20 protein-coding genes are annotated in these 16,424 nt (G+C 64.0%); 11 read left to right on the top strand and 9 right to left on the bottom strand.

Translation table 11 applies throughout. From position 1 onward, the window contains the following. The first annotated feature begins 1 nt into the window (after position 1). From CBW66_RS26235 to CBW66_RS26210, 6 genes are all read left to right on the top strand, one after another. A complete protein-coding gene (locus CBW66_RS26235; protein ID WP_086140500.1) occupies positions 2-361 on the top strand; it encodes a YraN family protein in 360 nt (119 codons plus the stop codon). 57 nt (positions 362-418) lie between these two features. Next, positions 419-1,015: a phosphoheptose isomerase gene (locus tag CBW66_RS26230; RefSeq protein WP_034752465.1), complete on the top strand. Its 597-nt coding sequence runs from the start codon at positions 419-421 to the stop codon at positions 1,013-1,015. Then, positions 1,008-1,694 carry a BON domain-containing protein gene (locus CBW66_RS26225; protein ID WP_077398288.1) on the top strand — a complete coding sequence of 229 codons (687 nt, stop codon included), beginning with the start codon at positions 1,008-1,010 and terminating at the stop codon, positions 1,692-1,694. The genes CBW66_RS26230 and CBW66_RS26225 overlap by 8 nt, the downstream gene beginning before the upstream one ends. Before the next feature lie 82 nt (positions 1,695-1,776). Then, the gene (locus tag CBW66_RS26220) at positions 1,777-2,298 is read left to right on the top strand and encodes a peroxiredoxin (protein WP_086140499.1); all 522 of its coding nucleotides are present in this window, start codon (positions 1,777-1,779) and stop codon (positions 2,296-2,298) included. 87 nt (positions 2,299-2,385) lie between these two features. After that, positions 2,386-2,976: a sigma-70 family RNA polymerase sigma factor gene (locus tag CBW66_RS26215; RefSeq protein ID WP_070312662.1), complete on the top strand. Its 591-nt coding sequence runs from the start codon at positions 2,386-2,388 to the stop codon at positions 2,974-2,976. Beyond that, complete coding sequence (locus CBW66_RS26210; protein WP_086140498.1) at positions 2,973-3,668, top strand: anti-sigma factor; 696 nt, start codon at positions 2,973-2,975, stop codon at positions 3,666-3,668. The genes CBW66_RS26215 and CBW66_RS26210 overlap by 4 nt, the downstream gene beginning before the upstream one ends. A 2-nt stretch (positions 3,669-3,670) precedes the next feature. On the opposite strand, the gene CBW66_RS26205 is transcribed toward CBW66_RS26210, so the two are convergent. Next, complete coding sequence (locus CBW66_RS26205) at positions 3,671-4,093, bottom strand: PaaI family thioesterase (RefSeq protein WP_086140497.1); 423 nt, start codon at positions 4,091-4,093, stop codon at positions 3,671-3,673. 90 nt (positions 4,094-4,183) lie between these two features. Further along, positions 4,184-5,341, bottom strand: a complete 1,158-nt coding sequence (locus tag CBW66_RS26200) for a PepSY domain-containing protein (protein ID WP_086140496.1) — start codon at positions 5,339-5,341, stop codon at positions 4,184-4,186. Positions 5,342-5,556: 215 nt separating this feature from the next. On the opposite strand from CBW66_RS26200, the gene CBW66_RS26195 reads away from it, so the two are divergent. From CBW66_RS26195 to CBW66_RS26180, 4 genes are all read left to right on the top strand, one after another. Then, on the top strand, positions 5,557-6,102 hold the full coding sequence (locus CBW66_RS26195) for a YbhB/YbcL family Raf kinase inhibitor-like protein (RefSeq protein WP_086140495.1): 546 nt from the start codon (positions 5,557-5,559) through the stop codon (positions 6,100-6,102). Further along, positions 6,092-6,913 (top strand): helix-turn-helix transcriptional regulator, encoded by an 822-nt coding sequence (locus CBW66_RS26190; protein ID WP_205701202.1) that lies wholly within the window; start codon positions 6,092-6,094, stop codon positions 6,911-6,913. Before CBW66_RS26195 ends, CBW66_RS26190 begins: the two co-directional genes overlap by 11 nt. A 67-nt stretch (positions 6,914-6,980) precedes the next feature. Further along, complete coding sequence (locus CBW66_RS26185; RefSeq protein ID WP_086140493.1) at positions 6,981-7,319, top strand: hypothetical protein; 339 nt, start codon at positions 6,981-6,983, stop codon at positions 7,317-7,319. A gap of 100 nt (positions 7,320-7,419) precedes the next feature. Continuing rightward, positions 7,420-9,576, top strand: coding sequence for a TonB-dependent receptor (locus tag CBW66_RS26180; RefSeq protein ID WP_086140492.1), 2,157 nt, complete (start codon positions 7,420-7,422; stop codon positions 9,574-9,576). A 77-nt stretch (positions 9,577-9,653) separates the two neighbouring features. Here the strand turns inward: CBW66_RS26180 and CBW66_RS26175 are convergent, their stop codons facing one another. From CBW66_RS26175 to CBW66_RS26150, 6 genes are all read right to left on the bottom strand, one after another. Beyond that, positions 9,654-10,316, bottom strand: a complete 663-nt coding sequence (locus tag CBW66_RS26175; protein ID WP_086140491.1) for a uracil-DNA glycosylase — start codon at positions 10,314-10,316, stop codon at positions 9,654-9,656. 90 nt (positions 10,317-10,406) lie between these two features. Beyond that, positions 10,407-10,712: a Txe/YoeB family addiction module toxin gene (locus CBW66_RS26170; protein ID WP_086140490.1), complete on the bottom strand. Its 306-nt coding sequence runs from the start codon at positions 10,710-10,712 to the stop codon at positions 10,407-10,409. Beyond that, positions 10,693-10,962, bottom strand: coding sequence for a type II toxin-antitoxin system Phd/YefM family antitoxin (locus CBW66_RS26165; protein ID WP_070223351.1), 270 nt, complete (start codon positions 10,960-10,962; stop codon positions 10,693-10,695). The genes CBW66_RS26170 and CBW66_RS26165 overlap by 20 nt, the downstream gene beginning before the upstream one ends. A gap of 122 nt (positions 10,963-11,084) precedes the next feature. Then, positions 11,085-12,092, bottom strand: coding sequence for a lipoyl synthase (gene lipA, locus CBW66_RS26160; protein WP_086140489.1), 1,008 nt, complete (start codon positions 12,090-12,092; stop codon positions 11,085-11,087). A gap of 37 nt (positions 12,093-12,129) precedes the next feature. Then, positions 12,130-12,834 (bottom strand): lipoyl(octanoyl) transferase LipB, encoded by a 705-nt coding sequence (lipB, locus tag CBW66_RS26155; RefSeq protein ID WP_086140488.1) that lies wholly within the window; start codon positions 12,832-12,834, stop codon positions 12,130-12,132. Positions 12,835-12,909: 75 nt separating this feature from the next. Next, positions 12,910-14,382, bottom strand: coding sequence for a PLP-dependent aminotransferase family protein (locus CBW66_RS26150; RefSeq protein WP_086140487.1), 1,473 nt, complete (start codon positions 14,380-14,382; stop codon positions 12,910-12,912). 125 nt (positions 14,383-14,507) lie between these two features. Between CBW66_RS26150 and CBW66_RS26145 the strand changes: the two genes are divergently transcribed. Further along, on the top strand, positions 14,508-15,707 hold the full coding sequence (locus CBW66_RS26145) for a multidrug effflux MFS transporter (RefSeq protein WP_086140486.1): 1,200 nt from the start codon (positions 14,508-14,510) through the stop codon (positions 15,705-15,707). On the opposite strand, the gene CBW66_RS26140 is transcribed toward CBW66_RS26145, so the two are convergent. After that, on the bottom strand, positions 15,700-15,996 hold the full coding sequence (locus CBW66_RS26140; protein WP_086140485.1) for a DUF493 family protein: 297 nt from the start codon (positions 15,994-15,996) through the stop codon (positions 15,700-15,702). The genes CBW66_RS26145 and CBW66_RS26140 overlap by 8 nt on opposite strands. Positions 15,997-16,424: the final 428 nt, after the last annotated feature.

The following is a 16,424-nucleotide window of genomic DNA, read 5'->3' as shown; positions in this document are numbered from 1 at the left end:
CATGCCGCCCTTCGCTTTCTGGAACAAACGGGAACGGGGACGGCAGGGGGAAGACGATGCGCTCGCGTATCTGCTGCTGCAAGGCTTGGTGCTGTTGCAACGCAATTATCTGTGCAAGGGCGGCGAGCTGGACCTGATCATGCGCGATGGGCCGTGCATCGTCTTCGTCGAAGTGCGGCTGCGCAGCAGCGCGGCCTTCGGCGGCGCCCTGGCCAGCATCACGCCGGCCAAGCAGCGGCGCATGGTGGTGGCGGCGCAAACCTGGCTGCTGGGACAAAAAACCGTGCCGCCGTGCCGCTTCGACGCGCTGGCCATCGATGGCGGGCGCATCAGCTGGCTGAAGAACATCCTCGATATGTAAGCATTTTTAACAGTGCTTGTCCGCCATGCCGCGCGCCTGCACTATAATCGGCAGACTATGAATAATCAACGCATCCTCTCGCACTTCCACGAAAGTGCCGAACTCAAGATCCAGGCCGCTACCGTACTGGCGCAACCCATTGCGCAGGCGATCGACCTGATGTTTTATGCATTGTCCAACGGCAACAAGATCCTGGCCTGCGGCAACGGCGGTTCCGCCGCCGACTGCCAGCATTTCGCGGCCGAGCTGGTCGGGCGCTTCGAACGCGAACGCTTTCCGCTGCCGGCCCTGGCGCTGACGACGGATACCTCGATCCTGACGGCCGTGGCCAACGACTACAGCTACCGCGAGATCTTCTCGAAGCAGGTGCAGGCCTTCGGCCAGGCCGGCGACATCCTGCTGGCCATCTCCACGTCGGGCAATTCGGCCAACGTGATGGCCGCCGTGGAAGCGGCGCTCGAGCGCGAAATGCGCGTCGTGGCGCTGACGGGCAAGGACGGCGGCGCCATCGGCAAGATGCTGACGGACGCCGACGTGCATATCTGCGTGCCGGCCGAGCGCACGGCGCGCATCCAGGAAGTCCACCTGACCACCATACATTGCATCTGCGACGGCATCGACGTCGCCCTATTCGGAGGAGACGTGAATGACTAAATTCGGTACTGGCCCAGGCTGGAAACGCGTGCAACGCCCGCTGGCCACCGCACTGCTGTGCGGCGCCATGCTCACCTCGCTCACCGGCTGCATCGAATTGATGGTCGGCGGCGCGGTGATGGGCGGCGTGGCCGCGGCGGACCGCCGCACCCTGGGCGCCCAGACCGAAGACAAGTCGATCGCCCTGAAAGGCGAATCGCGCATCCCCTCCATCGTCGGCGACGTGGGCCACGTGAATGTCACCAGCTTCAACCGCCGCGTCCTGCTGACGGGCGAAGTGCGCGACGAGGCGATGAAAAATGCCGTCGAGCGCGAAGTGCGCAATATCGAGGGCGTTGAATCGGTGGCCAATGAATTGATCATCGCCGGCCCGGCCAGCTATACCTCGCGCTCGAACGACGCGCTGATCACCACCAAGGTCAAGGCCAGCCTGGTCGACATGAAAACCATCTCGGCCGCCTCGTTCAAGGTCGTCACGGAAAACGCCACCGTCTTCCTGATGGGCCGCGTGACCCAGCGCGAAGGCACGGTCGCGGCCGACGTGGCGCGCGGCGTGGGCGGCGTGCAGAAAGTGGTCAAGCTGTTCGACTACATTTCGGAAGCGGAGCTGAAGCAATTGCAGCCCGATCCGCCGCAGCAGCGCACGACCAGCACGGTCAGCGATACGGTCCAGCAATAAACGCCTCCGCCGTTTGACCTACGGCGCCAGACTGACGATGCGTCTATAATGGACGCATCGTCGCGCTACCCAAGTAAAAACCATGTCAACTTCGCCCTCCGCAAGCAAGTCCTGGATCAAGCCCGCCCTGATCGCCGTCTGCGTGGCGGGCGTGGCGGCGGCCGGCTATCTGTCGCTGAACAACAAGCAAAGCGCGCCGGACGTGACCTTCCACGGCATCCATGGCGAAAAAATTTCCTCGGCGAGCCTGCGCGGCAAGGTGGTGATGGTCAATTTCTGGGCCACCTCGTGCACCACTTGCGTGGCGGAAATGCCGGAAATGGTCGACACCTACAACAAATACAAGGGGCAGGGCCTGGAATTCGTGGCCGTGGCCATGAAATACGATCCGGCCAACTACGTGCTGAACTTCGCCGAAACGCGCCAGTTGCCGTTCAAGGTGGCGCTCGACGTGACGGGCGAGGCGGCCAAGGCCTATGGCGACGTGGCGCTTACGCCCACGACCTTCGTGCTCGACAAGCAGGGCAAGATCCTCAAGCGCTATGTGGGCAAGCCGGAATTTGCCGAACTGCACAAGTTGCTGGAGTCCGCGCTGGCCGGTTAAGGGCCGGCACAAAACCTTGTTGCTAAAGGTTGCCAACTTGTTATAACCTTCCCAGGCGTGATCCCATTCACCTTTTGAAGGCCTGCCGTGTCCCCAGCCGCTCAATCGCTCGACCCGCAGCAACTGAAAACCTGGCTGCTTGCCACCGGGAACAAGGACGCCACGGCGTTCCGCCAGCTATATAACTCCACCTCATCGAAACTGTTCGGCTTCGCGCTGCGTATATTGCATAAGCAAGAGCTTGCTGAAGAAGCCTTGCAAGAGGGGTTCGTCGCCATCTGGAACAACGCCGCCGCTTACCAGAGCCATCTGGCCGCGCCGATGACCTGGATGGCCACCATCGTGCGCAACAAGGCGTTCGATGTGTTGCGGCGCAGCGACGATACCGTGGAAATCGATGCCGAACAGTTTGATAGCGAAGTCATGAATGCACTCCGAGACCCCCAGGCCACGCCGATCGAATCACTGCAGCTGAGCGGTGACGCCAAGGCGCTGGCGTTTTGCATGTCCGCCCTGGAAGGGCTGCACCGGCAGGTGGTCGCCCTGGCGTTCTATCACGACCTGTCGCACAGCGAAGTGGCGCAGCAGATGTCGTTGCCGATCGGCACCGTGAAGACGTGGATACGCCGCAGCCTGGAACGGCTGCGCACGTGCCTGGCAAAACGGGAGGCATCATGAATATCCGCGGCAATGACACCCTGCGCCAGAAACTGGCGTCCGAATACGTGCTGGGCACCCTGAAAGGGGGCGCGCGGCGGCGTTTCGAAGGCTGGCTGCACAACGACGCCGATTTGCGCAATATCACGGCCGAATGGCGCCAGCGCCTGGAACCGATGGCGGAGTTCGCCACGCCCGTGGCACCGCCCAAGCGCGTGTGGCAGCAGATCGAGCAGCGCCTGCACCTGAAGCCGCAAGGCGGCTGGTCCCTGTTCCGCGATGCGCTGTCGTTCTGGCGTACGCTGGGCATGGCTTCGAGCGCCATCGCCGCGCTGCTGGTGATCGTCGTGGCCACGCGCGTGATGGACGCGCCGCAGATCAGCTATGTCGCCAGCCTGACGGACGAGAAGGCGCAAACGGCCATGCTGCTGACGGCCGACAGCCGCCACGGCGCGCTCGAGGTGCGTATGGTGGGCAATGCGCCCGTGCCTGCCGATCGCGACCTGGAACTGTGGGCCGTGCCGAAAAGCGGCAACCCGCGCTCCCTCGGCTTGCTGGCCGACAAGGGCAACGTTAAACTGGCCTTGTCCCAGCGCGCCATCGGCAACGACGTGGCCTTGCTGGCCGTTACCCTGGAGCCAAAAGGCGGTTCGCCGAATCCGAACGGACCGACGGGACCCGTTTTGTATAAAGGTAACTGGGTAAAAATTTAAGCTTATTTGGGATACAGAATCATCTGCGTGCAGCGGAACAGGGCAATCGTCTTGCCCGTTTCCTTGCTTTTCACCACGGCATCCCACACTTGCGTGTTGCGGCCCTTGTGCTCGACTTTCGCCGTGCAGGTCAGCGTGCCTTCGCGGGCCGTGCCCAGGTGATTCGACTTCAGTTCGATGGTCGTAAAATTGCTCGCGCCCTCGGGCAGGTTGACGATGCAGCCGTAGCCGGACGCCGTGTCGGCCAGGGTCACCACGCTGCCCGCGTGCAGATAGCCATTCGGCGCCAGCAGATGCGGCAACACGGGCAATTCCGCCGTCAGCTGGCCGTCGCCCACGTCCGTGATGACGATGCCCAGGTGGCCGGGCAGGCGGCCGGTGCCGCGTTCATTCAACATTGCTACGGTGATGTCGGGATTGCTCATGCTGGTCCTTGTGCGGGTGAGTCCGGACAGCGGATCTGCCGGAAAATACTATGATGATAGCAACTTTCCCCGCATCGGTTTGGCGCCCGCCTATTTCCGGCCGCGCCGCCGTTTCCACCACACCAGCGTCCCCGTCAGCATGAACAGCAAGGGCATCAGGCCGAACAGGGTGATAAAACTGCGCCCGGCCACGCCGAACGCCTGGCCCGAATGCAGGGGGAATTGCCAGCCCAGGAAAACATCTCCGGCCGGCGCCCGCAAGGGATCGCGTATGCGCAGGGGCAAGCCGCTGCGCGCATCGAGAGTGATGCGCGTGGCGCCGTCGCCGTGGGCGATTTCACCGGGCTGGCGCACGCGCACGTCGTACGGCTGGTCCTTTTTCGCCGGCAGCACGATGCGCGACACGCGCGCCTGCGGATACAGCTGCTGCGCGGCGGCCATGGCCTGGCCCGCATCGAGCAGGGCGCCATCCCGGGCCACATTTTTCAATTTTGCCGTGTCCGGCACCGCCGACACCAGCTCCACCAAGGGCACGATCAATTGCGGCAAATTGAAATAGATGCCGGAAAAGGCGAGCATGGCCAGCACGGGCGCGGCAAAGAAACCGGCCGCCTTGTGAAACGTGTAATTGAAGCGTGGCCAGGAGCCGCCATGCGACACGGTCAGCGCGCGCTTGACCGCCGTCCACTGCAGGCGCGGCCACCACAGGCAGATGCCGCTCAAGGCCATCAGCAGCAACAGCACGCCGGAAATCCCCGTGATGGTCTTGCCCACGTCACCGGACAATAAATAACGGTGCAAATGAAACATGCCCGACATCAGCAATGGGCGCGTGAGGCCGAAGCGCCCCCAGTCGCGCTCGCCTTTGACTTGCCAGGTGTAGGGGTCGACCATCACCTGGCGCACGATGGCCTGGCTGAAGACAGAAGCTTTGTTTGGCTGGCGGTACGAGGCCACATACACGTCGCGCGCGTCGGCGGGCGGATTGAGCTGGCTCGGCTTGCCGTAGGCGGGGTCCGCCGCGAGCCGGTCCACCACCGCCTGCACCGTGCGCGGCGTCACCTGGAACACCTGGCCAGGCGCGGGCGTGCTCGCCTGCAACAAGTTGGGATTCAGATACGCGTCGAGCTCCGGCATCCAGGCGATGGCGGAACCCGTCAAGCCCAGCAGGACGAACAGGGCGCCGAACCACAGCGCAGCATACAGGTGCAGTTTACTGAGCAACCACTTGATCGGGCGTCGGGACATGGAAACTTTGGGAAATTTGGGCTGCGAAACGATAGCATGAAAGCCCCACAGTGAAAATCATGCACGGTCAGAAAGCGACAAACGACACAACACGCTCATGGAAACATTGGAAATAAGAGAAAACGAGCGTTTCGGCACGATCAGCGAGCGTATCGGCATCGCGCGGTTATGTTGCGCGGCATACACTTTCCCCTATACTTATCGAAAGGAAAATTATGACCGCCTCCCGCTTCCTCGCCGTCACGCTGGGCCTCGCTCTGCACCTGGGCGCCCACGCCGCCGATTTCACGGTGACCAGCACCGACATCGCCCCCGGCCAGCGCCTGGCGCCCGCGCAAGTATTCCAGGGCTTCGGCTGCACGGGCGGCAACCTGTCGCCGCAATTGTCATGGAGCAATGCGCCGGCCGGCACCAAAAGCTACGCCATCACCGTGTACGACCCGGACGCGCCCACGGGCAGCGGCTGGTGGCACTGGAGCGTGTTCAATATGCCCGCCATCACTACCTCCTTGCCGGGCGGCGCCACGGCCAGCACCCTGCCGGCCGGTGCCGTGCAGGGGCGCAATGATTTCGGCGCCAGCGCCTACGGCGGCGCCTGCCCGCCGCCCGGCGACAAGGCCCACCGCTACCAGATCACGGTCTGGGCATTGAGCGTGGACAAGCTGCCCCTGGACCAGCACGCCAGCGGCGCCATGCTCGGCTACATGCTCAATGCCAACGCGCTGGGCAAGGCGCAACTGACGGGACTGTATGGCAGATGAGATGGACGCGGTGGCCTTGAGCGAGCTGCGCATCGCCCACGGCACCATCGAGGCGCGCCGCGCGCAAACCCTGCGCCGCGTGCCCGTCTTCCAGAGCGCCCTGTGCCGCGTGCGGCAAGGAGCCAAGCTGCTGGAATGGGGCGCGCGCCAGGCCCGCGCCACGACCACCGACGTGGTGCTGATGCCGGCCGGGCAGGAACTGGGCGTGGCCAACCTGCCTGACGCGCAAGGCTACCGGGCGGAAGTGCTGAGTTTTTCGCCGGCCCTGATCGCCCGTTTCCGCGCGCGCCATGGCAGCCTCGTCGACAAGCAGCTGCGCCAGGCGGCCACGGCCAGCCTGTGCGTGCCGCTCGACACGCATGCGGCGCTGGCCTGGAACCAGCTGACGGCCAGCCTGGCGAGTAACACACCGCCCGCGCTGCTGGCGCACCAGGCGGAAGGCTTGCTGCTGGCCCTGGCCTTGGGCGGCCATTGCGGCCCGCTGCTGCTGGACCGCCGCGATCCGCTGGCCGCGCGCGTGCAGCAAGTGCTGCTGCTGGACCCGGGCGCCGACTGGAGCGTGGCCAAGGTCGCCAGCCAGCTGCACTTGGGCGCCTCCACCCTGCGCCGCCAGCTGGCCCTGGAACAGCGGCATTTCCGCGCCATCCTGGAAGACGTGCGGCTGGGACTGGCCTTGCAGGAATTGCAATCTGGCATCCTGCCCATCGGCGACATCGCGGCCGCCTGCGGCTACGCCTCGCCGTCGCGCTTCGCGGCCCGTTTCCGCCAGCGCTACGGCCTCTCGCCGCGCGAGCTGCGCGCCACCGTGTAAGCCCGCTCCAGCGCAAATCACGCAACAAGCGCTGACAAGGCGGCGATTTTCTTGCTACTATGCGCCCATGTCTTCCCGCCAGCCATCCCGCAAGCCTTACCCGGCGTCCGCCCTCGCGCGCACGCCGTGGCAGCTGTGCGTGGCGCTGTTCAGTGCGCTGGCCCTCGTGTTCCTGCTGTCGACGGCGGCATCGCACCTGCACAAGACGATGCTCGACGCGGAAGAGTGCGCGCTGTGCGCCACGGTCATCGACAAGGTGGCCGACATCGCCGTGCCGCCGGCCATCGCCGAACCGCCCGCCCAGTTACTGCCGTACCGCCTGCTGGCCCTCGCGCCCGCTGCCCTGGCGCCCGTCGCCGCCCTCATCCTGCCGCCCGTGCGCGGCCCGCCTGCCGCCTCCCTGTAGTTCCCACGCCGTTTTATCCTTTTTCAGGCTGCACCGCCGCGCGCCGCGTTCTCCGCATGCGCGCCGGGCCGCCTGGCGTTGACTATTTTTGAGGTTTACCATGCAACACACACCACGCCTGAGCGCGCTGTCGCTCGCCCTTGCCAGCCTGTTTACCGTTTCCGCCCACGCCGCCGAGCCTGCCGAAGCCAGTAGCGATGCCGCCCCGCCAGACATGCAAAAGGTGGAAGTCACGTCCGCCCACCTGAAAAGCGCGCGCATCGAGCTGTCGCCGAAGGTCGGCACCACCATCTACAGCATCGACAGCCACATGGTCGACATGCTGGGCCAGGGCGACAACACGCCGTTCAATGAAGTGCTGCTGCGCCTGCCGGGCGTGTCGCAGGATTCGAAGGGTTCCGGCGCCCTGCACGTGCGCGACGATCATGCCAACGTGCAATACCGCATCAATGGCGTGCAACTGCCGGAAAGCATCAGCGGCTTCGGCCAGTCGATCGACACGCGATTGATCGACAAGACCGATTTCATGACGGGCGCCTTGCCGGCCCAGTTCGGCCTGCGCACGGCGGGCATCGTCGATATTGAAACGAAGGAGGGCGGACTGACGCCTGGCGGGCGCATCGGCATCATGCTCGGCAGCCACGACCACGTGGAGCCGAGTGCCGAATTTTTCGGCAGCGTGGGCAAGTTCAATTACTACCTGTCCGGCAGCTATCTGGGCAATGCACTGGGCGTGGAAAACCCGCAAGCCACGCGCAGCGCCCTGCACGACAAAACGCGCCAGAATAAAACCTTCGGCAGCCTGTCGTATTTCCTCGATGACAATACCCGCCTGGGCGCCATGTTCGGCACGTATAGCGGCCGCTTCCAGATCCCGAACAACCCGGACCAGGCACCGGGCTTCTCGCTGGCCGGCCACAGCGACGCGCAGGCGGGCACGTCCACCTTGCCGTCATCGCAGCTGAATGAAAACCAGCGCGAAGTGAACCGTTTTCTCGTGCTGTCGCTGCAAAAAAGCCTGGGCGACGTCAATTACCAGCTGTCGGCCTTCCACCAGTATTCGCAACTGCACTTCACGCCCGATGCCATCGGCGACCTGATCTACAACGGCGTGGCCTCGGACTCGCGCCGCGCGAACAGCGCTTCCGGCGCCCAGTTCGACATCAGCTACAAATGGCAGCAGGACCACACCGTGCGCGCGGGCCTGGCCTACACGCGCCAGAAGACGACCAGCGACAACGCGGTGGCCGTCTTCCCCGCGCTGGACGGCACGCAAACCTCCACCACGCCCATCACGGTGCTGGACAACAGCGGCAAGACGGGCACCCTGGCCAGTGTGTACCTGCAGGATGAATGGCATATCAGCAAGCCCCTGACCCTGAACTACGGCGCCCGCTTCGACAAGGTCTCGGCCTACACGAACGAGCAGCAATGGAGCCCGCGCGTCAACCTCGCTTACCAGATCGCGCCAGGCACGGCCCTGCACGCCGGCTATTCGCGCTACTTCACGCCGCCGCCGCAGGAACTGGCCGCGCAAGCGAGCATCGACCTGTACGCGAACACGACGAATGCGCCGGAAATCGGCCAGTCCGACAACGTCAAGGCCGAGCGCACGCATTACTACGACGTGGGCATCAGCCATCAAGTCAGTTCAAAACTGACCGTGACGGCCGACGTGTACTATAAAAAGATCAGCAACCTGCTCGACGAAGGCCAGTTCGGCCAGGCGTTGATCCTGACGCCATTCAATTATGCGGACGGCTACGCCAAGGGCCTGGAACTGTCCGCCATCTACAGCGAGAAGAACTGGGGCCTGTTCCTCAACGCCAGCACGCAAAAGGCGCAGGGCCGCAACATCAATTCGGGGCAAGCCCTGTTTGGCGCCGATGAGTTGAACTACATCAGCAAGAATTATGTCTACCTCGATCATGACCAGAAATACACGCTGTCGGGTGGTGGCCACTACCACTTTGGTGATTCGCAAGTGAGCGCTGACTTCCTGTATGGCAGCGGCCTGCGCATGACGCCGGACGGTGGCGCGCCGAATTCCGGCCATTTGCCCAGTTACTTCACCGTCAACACGGCGCTCACGCACACGTGGAAGAACACGCCCGTGGGCAAGGTGGAAGGACGGCTGGCCCTGATCAACCTGTTCGACAAATCGTACCTGCTGCGCGATGGTTCCGGCGTGGGCGTGGGAGCGCCGCAATACGGTGCCCGCCGCAGCATTTATGCCGGCCTGTCGACCAGTTTTTAAGCTTTTTAACCTTTACGCGCGAAGACAGCGGCAGGGAGCAACGCCTGCCGCTGTCGGTTGCCGTACTGTGTCATGACTTATCCCCAGGTGATGGGAGCCTGGCCATGCGCCTGCAGATACGCATTCGCCAGGCTGAACGGCTTGCTGCCAAAGAAACCTTTGCTGGCCGACAAGGGTGAAGGGTGGGGCGCCGTCAGCACCAGGTGCTTGCCGGGATCGATCAGGCTGCGCTTGGCTTGCGCATAGCCGCCCCACAGGATGAACACGAGGTGTTCGCGCTCGGCGGACAGGTGGCGGATGGCGCTGTCCGTCAGCTTTTCCCACCCCTTGGCCGCGTGCGAACCGGCCGCTCCCGCGCGCACCGTCAGCACGCTGTTGAGCAAGAACACGCCTTGCTCCGCCCAATCGGACAAATCCGTGCGCGTGCGCGCGACGCCCACATCGCTATGCAACTCCTTGAAGATATTCTGCAAACTCGGCTGGACCGGGCTGCCGTCAGGAATGGAAAAGCACAAGCCCATGGCGGCGCCCGGCGTATGGTACGGGTCTTGCCCCAAAATCACGACTTTCACCCGCTCGAACGGCGTCAGGTCGAAGGCGCGGAAGATAAATTTACCAAGAGGAAAACACGGCCCCGCCGCGTACTCTTCCTTCACGAAGGCGGCCAGGCGCTCCCAGTAGGGCTGGGCAAACTCCCCCTCCAGCCGCGCCTTCCACGATGCGTCGATGCGTACGTCCATGGCTCCCCCGTCAATCATGTTTTTAAAACATCATTGATCAGTATAGCCGCGTCACGTCCGCTACCGCGTTACGGTACGGCTGGGCAATGCCTATTTATCATCATAGTGATAACGGCAGGCCGCCACGTAGATGCAGCCCGCGTCGGGCAGATACACAAGCCGGTGCTGGCGGTCGATGCGGCGCGACCAAAAGCCCGTCAGGTCGCCTTTCAGCGGTTCCGGCTTGCCCGTGCCCTTGAACGGATCGACCAGGCACTCATCGAGCAAGTCGTTGATTTTTTGCAGGATTTTCAGGTCGCGCTCTTGCCAGAACAAATAATCTTCCCAGGCATGATCAGTCCAGGCCAGCACGGCGACGCGCGCCTGCTGCTTGTTTTCAGTCTTCCGGTTTTTCATGCCGCGCCAATGCTCGTGGCTGCGCCTTGCCCGCCTTGATCTGCGCCACGGACGCCATCAGCCGGCTGGCGTTCTTGGCCGTGCCCAGCAAATACAGGGTTTCCTCGATGCTGTTGTAGTCCGACAAGGACAGCATCACCACGTGTTCGCCATTCACGCGCGTGATCACGGTGGGCGTATGGTCGTTGCAGACGTCGTCCATCACGCTTTTCAGGCCCGCGCGCGCCTCGCTGAAAGTCAGGATATTCATACCGCGCCAGCGCTCCATGGAAAGTACATGTCAACAATTGTACAGGATATTGTACATCATCTCAATCAGGCAAAAAAAACCGCCCGGCTGAAGCGGACGGTTTTTGATACGGCGCAAGCTGCTTAGAAATTCAGCGCCGATTCCACGCCGGCGCTGTGCGCCTGTTCGTCCGCGTGGTACGAGCTGCGCACCATGGCGCCAACGGCCGCGTGGGTGAAGCCCATTTTATAGGCTTCCTCTTCGAACATTTTAAACACGTCCGGGTGCACGTAGCGGCGCACGGGCAAGTGGCTGTTCGATGGCGCCAGGTACTGGCCGATGGTCAGCATGTCGATGTCGTGCTCGCGCATGTCGCGCATGACTTGCAGGATTTCCTCGTCCGTCTCGCCCAGGCCCACCATGATGCCGGACTTGGTTTTGACGTCCGGGTACATGGCCTTGAAGTCCTTCAGCAGTTTCAAGGAGTGCATATAGTCCGAACCCGGGCGCGCTTCCTTGTACAGGCGCGGCGCGGTTTCCAGGTTGTGGTTCATGACGTCAGGCAAGCCATCCTTGAACAGGTCCAGGGCTTTTTCCAGGCGGCCGCGGAAGTCGGGCACCAGCACTTCGATGCGGGTGTTCGGCGACAGGGCGCGCGTTTGCTGGATGCACTCGACGAAATGGCCGGCGCCGCCGTCGCGCAAGTCATCGCGGTCGACGGAGGTGATGACGACATAGTTCAGGCGCAGCTTGGCGATGGTTTTCGACAGGTTGGCCGGCTCGTCCTTGTCCAGCGGATCAGGACGGCCGTGGCCGACGTCGCAGAACGGGCAGCGGCGTGTGCACTTGTCGCCCATGATCATGAAGGTGGCCGTGCCCTTGCCGAAGCACTCGCCGATATTCGGGCAGCTGGCTTCCTCGCACACGGTCACGAGCTTGTTTTCGCGCAGGACATCCTTGATTTCATAGAAACGGGTCGAAGCCGACGCGGCCTTGACGCGGATCCAGTCCGGCTTTTTCAGGCGCTCGATCTGCTCGATCGGAACGATCTTGATCGGGATGCGCGAAGTCTTGCTGGCGCCTTTTTGCTTTTCGCTCGGGTTGTAGGCGGGAGCGGCGGGGGCGGTGCTGAAAATGGTCTCAGAAGTCATGGCTGCAAGCCCTTGACGGGCATGTTGGTTTGTTTGCTCAGGCATCCGCTGCCTGAGGCGCGCCTGCGGCGCTGTTTACTTCGCTTACATCGAGTAATACGGTCAATTCATGGGCCAGGGCCCGCTGCACCTCGGCCAGCGGCGCCAATACGCCCATGCTGCGCATGTCCACCGTCTTCAGGCCGGAATAGCCGCACGGGTTAATCCAGGAAAACGGCGCCAGGTCCATCGCCACGTTGAGCGATACGCCATGGTAGGTGCAGCCGTTGCCGCGCACTTTCAAGCCCAGCGCGGCGATCTTCGCACCCTTGTCTGGCCCGCCAGCAATATAGATGCCGGGCGCGCCATCGATGCGCTCGCCAGCAAGATTATACGCCGCCAGCACGTTGATGATGGCTTGCTCGATTTTATGCACGAACTGGCGCGCATACAGCTTGCCGCCCGGCTTGTTGCGGCGCAAGTCCATCAACAGGTAAATCACCACCTGGCCGGGGCCGTGGAAGGTGACTTCGCCGCCCCGGTCCGTCTGCACCACGGGAATCGCGTCGGCGCCGGCCAGCAGATGGCCGCGGTCGGCCGCCAGGCCCAAAGTAAATACGGGCGGATGTTCGACGATCCACAGTTCGTCGCGCGTGTCCGTCGTGCGCGCGTCGGTAAAGGCGCGCATGGCGGCAAAGGTCGGCTCGTAATCGACGCGGCCCAGCTCGCGGATCAGCGCCGTTTCGGTGCGGGTGGTGGTCATGACAGATTCTGTAATCAGCTGCCGGCGCCCTGCGGACGCTGCGGCGAAGCCGTGATTATAAGCCAGGCCGCCGTTTCATTCAGCCGCGGGCGCCGGCGACAACAGCAATCTGCCCAATTTTTGTGCAGCGTGGCGCACCTGGGCCAGGCTCAGGGCCGTGTAACCGAGCAGCACGGCCGGCGCAAGCCTGGCGCTGTGGCAAAAATCGCCGAGCGGCTGCAGGGCCAGCCCGTCCTGCGCCGCGCGCACGCAAAACGCCCGTTCGTCGCTTCCCGGCGGCAGCCACAGCACGCAATGAAAGCCCGCCTGCTGGCCGGAAATCGTGTAACGCCCGGGCGCCGTCTGCTCGAGGCAGGCCAGCAGCAGGTCGCGCCGCTCCTTGTAGGCCAGCCTGGCCTGGCGCAGATGGCGCACGAAAGCGCCTTCCTCCATCCATGCGGCCAGCGCCAGCTGTTCCGTCACGCCCACGGACCTGCCCGTCAACTGCACGATGCGCAGCAGCTGCGGGCGCAAGGCGGGCGGCAGCACCATGAAACCCACGCGCAGGCCGGCAAACAGGGTCTTGTTAAAACTGCCGCAATAAATCACGCGCTGGTACTGGTCCAGCGCCTTCAGGGCCGCCAGCGGGGCGCTGTGGTAATTGAATTCGCTGTCGTAATCGTCTTCCACCACCCAGGCGCCGCTGTCATTCGCCCATTCCAGCAAGGCCAGGCGGCGCGTGACGGACATGGTCACGCCCAGCGGCGACTGGTGCGCCGGCGTCACGTAGGCGAGGCAGGCATCCGTATGCGCGGCCAGCGCGGCGCAATCGATGCCCTCGGCATCGACGGCAATATCCACGGGCACGGCGCCGGCCAGGGCGAACAGGGCGCGCGCGGCCGGGTAACCCGGTTCTTCCAGGCAAACCTTGTCGCCATCGCGCACGATGCCGCGCGTCAGCAAGTCGATCGCGTGGCGGATGCCGGTGGTGACCACGATATCTTGCGGGTCGCAGCGGATGCCGCGGTACTTGGCGAGGAAATCGGCGATCTGCTGGCGCAGCTGGGGCAGGCCGGCCGGCTCGGCGCTGCACAGCTGCTCCGGCGTGGCGGCCGCCAGCGCCCGCGTGGCGCACTTGGACCAGGCGGCCATGGGAAACAGGCTGGCGTCGGCACGCCGCGCCACGAAAGGCAAGCCGTCGCGCACGCCCGTGTCCGAGGCGGGCGCGGGCGCGCTGGCCGGCGCGGCCGGGGCGGTATCTGCAAATCCTGCCATCAAAAAACGCTCCGGCACCACGGCGCACACGCGCGTGCCGGAACCGGGCACGCGCGTCACGTAGGCTTCCGCGTGCAGGCGGTCGAACACGGTTTCGATGGTGCCGCGCGACAACTCCCACCGTTCCGCCAGGGTGCGGCTCGATGGCAGCCGGCTACCCGCCGGCAGCATCTTCGTCAGGATGGCCGAGCGCAGCGCTTCATACGCGCCATCCTGCTTGTTGACGCCCGCCTGGTCGAGCCAACTGGTGGGACGCGGCAAGTCCAGGGCGTGCGGTGATTTTCCTCGCGGCATGATGATCGTCCAAGTGGTCCAATGAATTTTCTGATGACTGGCACTTCGCATTACACCACAACCATCCTATTCTCACCGTTCCGGTGCGCCAGCGGGGCGCACGTTTGCAAGGATCGTGTAAAACAATGCAGAAACACATCGCTGTATGGGCCTGGGGCGGCATCGTGCTGCTGCTGGTCTGCCTGTCGCGCATCAGCATCGACATCTATCTCCCTTCGCTGCCGGCCATGGCCGATGCCCTGCATGCCAGCGATGCCCAGTTACAACTGACCCTGAGCCTGTTCATGGCCGGCTCCGCCGCCTCGATGCTCGCCTGCGGACCGCTGGCCGACCGCTGGGGCCGCCGGCCCGTGCTGCTGGCCGGCACGGGCATTTATGTACTCGCCAGCATCGTCTGCACCTTCACCAGCGACGTCCACGTGCTGATCGCCGCGCGCGTGCTGCAGGCGTTCGGTGGCTGCTGCGGCACCATCATCGGCCGCGTCATGGTGCGCGACCGCTTCGATCCCGCCACGCAGGCGCGCATGCTGGGGCAAATCTCGATGGCGATGGGCTTGTCGCCGATCCTCGCGCCGCTGGCCGGCAGCGTGCTCGACGCGGCCTTCGGCTGGCGCGCCGTGTTTGGCGTGCTGTGTCTGCTGGGCGCGCTGTCGCTGTGGCTGATCGCCGCCTACGTGCCCGAAACCAAGCAGGCCAGCGTCGTACCACAAGGAAATACCCTGGCGCTGTACCGCCGCCTGCTGGGTGACGCGTATTTCCTGCGCTATGCGCTGGCCATCGGCTGCGTGTATTGCACGTATTTTCCCTTCATCGCGGAATCGTCCGTGCTATTGCAAAGAGGAATGCACCTGTCGCCGGGCGCGTATGCGCTGGTGTTCGGGCTGACGGTGAGCGGCTATATCGCGGGGTCGAGCCTGTTCCGCGCGCTGGGACCGCGCCTCGGCGCCGACCACATGCTGGGCGTGGCGGTGCTGATCAATGTGGCAGGCGCGGCCTGCCTGTTGCTGGCGGGTACGCTGGCGCCCCAGCACGTGGCGTCGCTGGTGGCGCCCATGCTGCTGGTGATGGTGTCGGTGGGTATGGCCATTCCGGCCTGCCAGCTGGCCGTGCTGCAGCCGTATGGCGCCCAGGCGGGCAGCGCCTCGGGCCTGTTCTTCTTCGTGCAGATGGCGATTACGGCCACCTGCGGCGCCATCATCGCCGCCATCACGGACGGCAGCGCAAAACCGCTGCTGTGGGTGACGGCGGCGGCCAGCGCGGCCTTTGCCGCCGTCTGGCTGCTCACGAAGAGCCGGGCCAGCGTGGCGGCAGCGCGCCTTACATGACGATCTTGACCATCGGGTGGCCGGACAGCGCCGTGTACAGAGCGTCGAGCTGCTCGCGGCTGATGGCGCGCACGGTCACGGTCAGGCCCGTGTAATTGCCCTTGCCCGATGGGCGCTCTTCCATCCGGCCCGCGTGGAAGGTCGGATCGTGGCTGATCACCAGTTCCAGCATGGTCGGCGCGAAATCGACATGCGTCGGGCCCATGATCTTGATGGGGAAGTCGCTCGGGTATTCGATCAGCGATTCGCTGGGAGGAATAATGTGTTCGGTAGGAGGGGTGGTTTGCATGGAAAATCCAATCAGTGCCGGTCAGAACAGGCAACGCTTATCGCGCGGCGGCTGCATAAAAACGTATTGTAGCCAAATTTAAGGGTGGGCGCGGCGGCGGCCATGGCGCAGGCGGCCAGGCAAAAAAAAGCCAGCTGGGTAAGCTGGCGGAAAACTATTTCGTTTAGACAAAATAGCCGGAAAAGTCACTGCAGCCACTTTGGAGGAAGAGCAGTGGTCGTACTGTAGACAAACCACGGCGACTTTACCTCCGGCATGTGACGAACTGCGCATTTTGCGGCGTGAACGTCGATACGGCGCGACAGACGGCACAGCCGTCAGCGCTCCGCTTCCTGCATCCGGCCATTGCGGCCGGGACCGCCGCGCTCGTTGTTGCGCTCATTGTTGCGTTCACGGGGCGCATTGGGACGCTCGGCGCTGCGCGCCTC

The sequence above is a fragment of the Janthinobacterium sp. GW456P genome (assembly GCF_002127655.1).
Taxonomy (GTDB): domain Bacteria; phylum Pseudomonadota; class Gammaproteobacteria; order Burkholderiales; family Burkholderiaceae_D; genus Janthinobacterium.
The sequence above is the reverse complement of the archived record's forward strand: the minus strand, read 5'-3'. Positions and strand labels throughout refer to the sequence as shown.

What these genes read in the sequence shown, in the direction of transcription:
- CBW66_RS26150 (WP_086140487.1), bottom strand. Translation starts at nt 14,382, where the DNA reads ATGCCGCGAGGAAAATCACCGCACGCCCTGGACTTGCCGCGTCCCACC.
- CBW66_RS26225 (WP_077398288.1), top strand. Translation starts at nt 1,008, where the DNA reads ATGACTAAATTCGGTACTGGCCCAGGCTGGAAACGCGTGCAACGCCCG.
- CBW66_RS26205 (WP_086140497.1), bottom strand. Translation starts at nt 4,093, where the DNA reads ATGAGCAATCCCGACATCACCGTAGCAATGTTGAATGAACGCGGCACC.
- CBW66_RS26185 (WP_086140493.1), top strand. Translation starts at nt 6,981, where the DNA reads ATGTCTTCCCGCCAGCCATCCCGCAAGCCTTACCCGGCGTCCGCCCTC.
- CBW66_RS26140 (WP_086140485.1), bottom strand. Translation starts at nt 15,996, where the DNA reads ATGCAAACCACCCCTCCTACCGAACACATTATTCCTCCCAGCGAATCG.
- CBW66_RS26190 (WP_205701202.1), top strand. Translation starts at nt 6,092, where the DNA reads ATGGCAGATGAGATGGACGCGGTGGCCTTGAGCGAGCTGCGCATCGCC.
- lipB (WP_086140488.1), bottom strand. Translation starts at nt 12,834, where the DNA reads ATGACCACCACCCGCACCGAAACGGCGCTGATCCGCGAGCTGGGCCGC.
- lipA (WP_086140489.1), bottom strand. Translation starts at nt 12,092, where the DNA reads ATGACTTCTGAGACCATTTTCAGCACCGCCCCCGCCGCTCCCGCCTAC.
- CBW66_RS26200 (WP_086140496.1), bottom strand. Translation starts at nt 5,341, where the DNA reads ATGTCCCGACGCCCGATCAAGTGGTTGCTCAGTAAACTGCACCTGTAT.
- CBW66_RS26170 (WP_086140490.1), bottom strand. Translation starts at nt 10,712, where the DNA reads ATGAAAAACCGGAAGACTGAAAACAAGCAGCAGGCGCGCGTCGCCGTG.
- CBW66_RS26165 (WP_070223351.1), bottom strand. Translation starts at nt 10,962, where the DNA reads ATGAATATCCTGACTTTCAGCGAGGCGCGCGCGGGCCTGAAAAGCGTG.
- CBW66_RS26175 (WP_086140491.1), bottom strand. Translation starts at nt 10,316, where the DNA reads ATGGACGTACGCATCGACGCATCGTGGAAGGCGCGGCTGGAGGGGGAG.
- CBW66_RS26210 (WP_086140498.1), top strand. Translation starts at nt 2,973, where the DNA reads ATGAATATCCGCGGCAATGACACCCTGCGCCAGAAACTGGCGTCCGAA.
- CBW66_RS26195 (WP_086140495.1), top strand. Translation starts at nt 5,557, where the DNA reads ATGACCGCCTCCCGCTTCCTCGCCGTCACGCTGGGCCTCGCTCTGCAC.
- CBW66_RS26230 (WP_034752465.1), top strand. Translation starts at nt 419, where the DNA reads ATGAATAATCAACGCATCCTCTCGCACTTCCACGAAAGTGCCGAACTC.
- CBW66_RS26145 (WP_086140486.1), top strand. Translation starts at nt 14,508, where the DNA reads ATGCAGAAACACATCGCTGTATGGGCCTGGGGCGGCATCGTGCTGCTG.
- CBW66_RS26220 (WP_086140499.1), top strand. Translation starts at nt 1,777, where the DNA reads ATGTCAACTTCGCCCTCCGCAAGCAAGTCCTGGATCAAGCCCGCCCTG.
- CBW66_RS26180 (WP_086140492.1), top strand. Translation starts at nt 7,420, where the DNA reads ATGCAACACACACCACGCCTGAGCGCGCTGTCGCTCGCCCTTGCCAGC.
- CBW66_RS26235 (WP_086140500.1), top strand. Translation starts at nt 2, where the DNA reads ATGCCGCCCTTCGCTTTCTGGAACAAACGGGAACGGGGACGGCAGGGG.